The organism is Ruegeria sp. YTSC230 (assembly GCF_059609665.1).
Window position 1 is genome coordinate 2,501 of the sequence record NZ_JBXWMC010000022.1, and the last position, 3,507, is coordinate 6,007.

The following is a 3,507-nucleotide window of genomic DNA, read 5'->3' on the forward strand; positions in this document are numbered from 1 at the left end:
CGACCTGCGTTGATCAGCTGCACGGCTGAGAGACCATATGGGGTTGCTCATTTGTCCTCGTCCAAGTGGCGGGGGCGGGAAATGTATGTTTTTGGTTCAGAAGAATGACTGCCTTTAGTTACCAGCTGGGCGGTCTCGATCGACATATATTGTGTCTTTCTTTTTCTGGATCAAATCAAGCGCGAGAAGGGCGTTTGGTGAATGCCTTGGCAGCAAGAGGCGATGAAAGACGTGATACTCTGCGATAAGCCATGGGGAGCTGAGAATAAGCTTTGATCCATGGATTTCTGAATGGGGCAACCCACCTGAATGTTTGTTATTGTTAGCACTGCTAATCAATAATGGGCATAACCAGGTATTTATGACCTGAATACATAGGGTTATAAAGGCAAACCCGGGGAACTGAAACATCTAAGTACCCGGAGGAAAGGAAATCAATTGATACTCCCCTAGTAGCGGCGAGCGAACGGGGACCAGCCGAGCCTTGAGAGTGAGAAGAACATGTTGGGAAGCATGGCCATAGCGGGTGACAGCCCCGTATTCTAAGCTCAATGGGACGTATTAAGTAGGGCGGAACACGTGAAATTCTGTCTGAAGATCGGAGGACCACCTTCGAAGGCTAAGTACTCCTTGCTGACCGATAGTGAACCAGTACCGTGAGGGAAAGGTGAAAAGCACCCCGACGAGGGGAGTGAAACAGTACCTGAAACCGAACGCCTACAATCAGTCGGAGCCTCCTTGCGGGGTGACGGCGTACCTTTTGTATAATGGGTCATCGACTTGGTCTCACGAGCAAGCTTAAGCCGTTAGGTGTAGGCGTAGCGAAAGCGAGTCTTAATAGGGCGCATGAGTTCGTGGGATCAGACCCGAAACCGAGTGATCTAGGCATGGCCAGGTTGAAGGTAAGGTAACACTTACTGGAGGACCGAACCCACATCCGTTGAAAAGGATCGGGATGAGCTGTGCCTAGGGGTGAAAGGCCAATCAAACTCGGAGATAGCTGGTTCTCTGCGAAATCTATTTAGGTAGAGCGTCATCCGAATACCCCGGGGGGTAGAGCACTGGATGGGTAATGGGGCCCCACAGGCTTACTGATCCTAACCAAACTCCGAATACCCGGGAGTACTAGATGGCAGACACACTGCGGATGCTAACGTCCGTAGTGGAGAGGGAAACAACCCTGACCTACAGCTAAGGCCCCCAATTCATGGCTAAGTGGGAAAGCAGGTGGGACGACCAAAACAACCAGGAGGTTGGCTTAGAAGCAGCCATCCTTTAAAGATAGCGTAACAGCTCACTGGTCTAAATAAGTTGTCCTGCGGCGAAGATGTAACGGGGCTCAAGCCATGAGCCGAAGCTTAGGATGCCGTAAGGCATGGTAGCAGAGCGTAGTGTGACATAAGACTTATCCTCTTTAGTGTCCTTCGGGGCACCTTGGAGGATCGAGTCTTTTCGATGAAGCCGGCGCGTGAGCGATCCGGTGGAGAGATCACTAGTGAGAATGATGACATGAGTAGCGACAAAGAGTGTGAGAGACACTCTCGCCGAAAGTCCAAGGGTTCCTGCTTAAAGCTAATCTGAGCAGGGTAAGCCGGCCCCTAAGCCGAGGCCGAAAGGCGTAGGCGATGGGAACTAGGTTAATATTCCTAGGCCGTGGAGTGGTGACGGATCTCAGAGGTAGTTCATCCTTATCGGATTGAATGGGCTGCTGAGAGGTTCCTGGAAATAGCCCTCCTATAAGACCGTACCCTAAACCGACACAGGTGGACTGGTAGAGCATACCAAGGCGCTTGAGAGAACGATGTTGAAGGAACTCGGCAAAATACCTCCGTAAGTTCGCGAGAAGGAGGCCCGGTTCCTAGGCAACTAGGGGCTGGGGGCACAAACCAGGGGGTGGCGACTGTTTATTAAAAACACAGGGCTCTGCGAAGTCGCAAGACGACGTATAGGGTCTGACGCCTGCCCGGTGCCTGAAGGTTAAAAGGAGAGGTGAGAGCCTTGAATTGAAGCCCAGGTAAACGGCGGCCGTAACTATAACGGTCCTAAGGTAGCGAAATTCCTTGTCGGGTAAGTTCCGACCTGCACGAATGGCGTAACGACTTCCCCGCTGTCTCCAACATCGACTCAGCGAAATTGAATTGCCTGTCAAGATGCAGGCTTCCCGCGGTTAGACGGAAAGACCCCGTGCACCTTTACTACAGCTTCGCACTGGCATCAGGATTGTGATGTGCAGGATAGGTGGTGGGCTTTGAAGCAGAGACGCAAGTCTTTGTGGAGCCTCCCTTGAGATACCACCCTTCGCACTCTTGATGTCTAACCGCGGTCCGTTATCCGGATCCGGGACCCTGCGTGGCGGGTAGTTTGACTGGGGCGGTCGCCTCCTAAAGCGTAACGGAGGCGCGCGAAGGTTGGCTCAGAGCGGTCGGAAATCGCTCGTTGAGTGCAATGGCAGAAGCCAGCCTGACTGCGAGACTGACAAGTCGAGCAGAGTCGAAAGACGGCCATAGTGATCCGGTGGTCCCGAGTGGAAGGGCCATCGCTCAACGGATAAAAGGTACGCCGGGGATAACAGGCTGATACTGCCCAAGAGTCCATATCGACGGCAGTGTTTGGCACCTCGATGTCGGCTCATCTCATCCTGGGGCTGGAGCAGGTCCCAAGGGTACGGCTGTTCGCCGTTTAAAGAGGTACGTGAGCTGGGTTTAGAACGTCGTGAGACAGTTCGGTCCCTATCTGCCGTGGGTGTAGGAGACTTGAGAGGAGTTGCCCCTAGTACGAGAGGACCGGGGTGAACGATCCACTGGTGGACCAGTTGTCGTGCCAACGGCAGTGCTGGGTAGCTATGATCGGACAGGATAACCGCTGAAGGCATCTAAGCGGGAAGCCCCCCTCAAAACAAGGTCTCCCTGAGGGCCGTGGAAGACCACCACGTCAATAGGCCGGAGATGTAAGCGCAGTAATGCGTTCAGTTGACCGGTACTAATCGCCCGATAGGCTTGATTTGATCCAGTAATGGAAAGACAAATCAAAAACATACACCTCATTAAACATGGATAACTTCGCAGCAAAACGCTGCGGTGTTGATTGACATAACTACCGAGTGGCAACGCGCATTTGCACGCAAATACGTCGCCTGCCACTCGTCGCGCTTTGCAAAGCAAAGCCGCGACGGGGATTTTCCTCGGTTTGGTGGTCATAGCGCAAGTGAAACACCCGGTCCCATCCCGAACCCGGAAGTTAAGCACTGCCGCGCCAATGGTACTTGGGCTTAAGCCCCGGGAGAGTAGGTCACCGCCAAACCTAGAAAAATCCCACAATCAAACTTCTCTCTTACGATATCGAACTCATTCGACCCCGGCCTCAAGTAGCGTAAGCAACAGGCCGAAAAACGGTCTCAAGTAGCCGAATAGGCGGTAGACCACCAAAGTGACGCGGGATGGAGCAGCCCGGTAGCTCGTCAGGCTCATAACCTGAAGGTCGTAGGTTCAAATCCTACTCCCGCAACCA

The 3,507-nt window shown here is 53.1% G+C and carries 1 protein-coding gene, 1 tRNA gene and 2 rRNA genes; 3 read left to right on the forward strand and 1 reads right to left on the reverse strand.

All coding sequences use genetic code 11. From position 1 onward, the window contains the following. Positions 1-173 precede the first annotated feature (173 nt). Positions 174-3,004, forward strand: a 23S ribosomal RNA gene (locus AC2FD9_RS23015). Positions 3,005-3,185: 181 nt separating this feature from the next. Then, positions 3,186-3,300 (forward strand): 5S ribosomal RNA (gene rrf / locus AC2FD9_RS23020). Between the two features lie 44 nt (positions 3,301-3,344). On the opposite strand, the gene AC2FD9_RS23025 is transcribed toward rrf, so the two are convergent. Next, entirely contained in the window at positions 3,345-3,467 is a 123-nt protein-coding gene (locus AC2FD9_RS23025; RefSeq protein WP_496700151.1) for a hypothetical protein, read from the reverse strand. On the opposite strand from AC2FD9_RS23025, the gene AC2FD9_RS23030 reads away from it, so the two are divergent. Continuing rightward, positions 3,431-3,507 (forward strand) — tRNA-Met (locus AC2FD9_RS23030). The two genes, AC2FD9_RS23025 and AC2FD9_RS23030, sit on opposite strands and share 37 nt — an antisense overlap.

Bases quoted from the DNA above. Each gene is read 5' to 3' on its own strand.
- AC2FD9_RS23025 (WP_496700151.1), bottom strand. From the start codon at position 3,467: ATGAGCCTGACGAGCTACCGGGCTGCTCCATCCCGCGTCACTTTGGTG.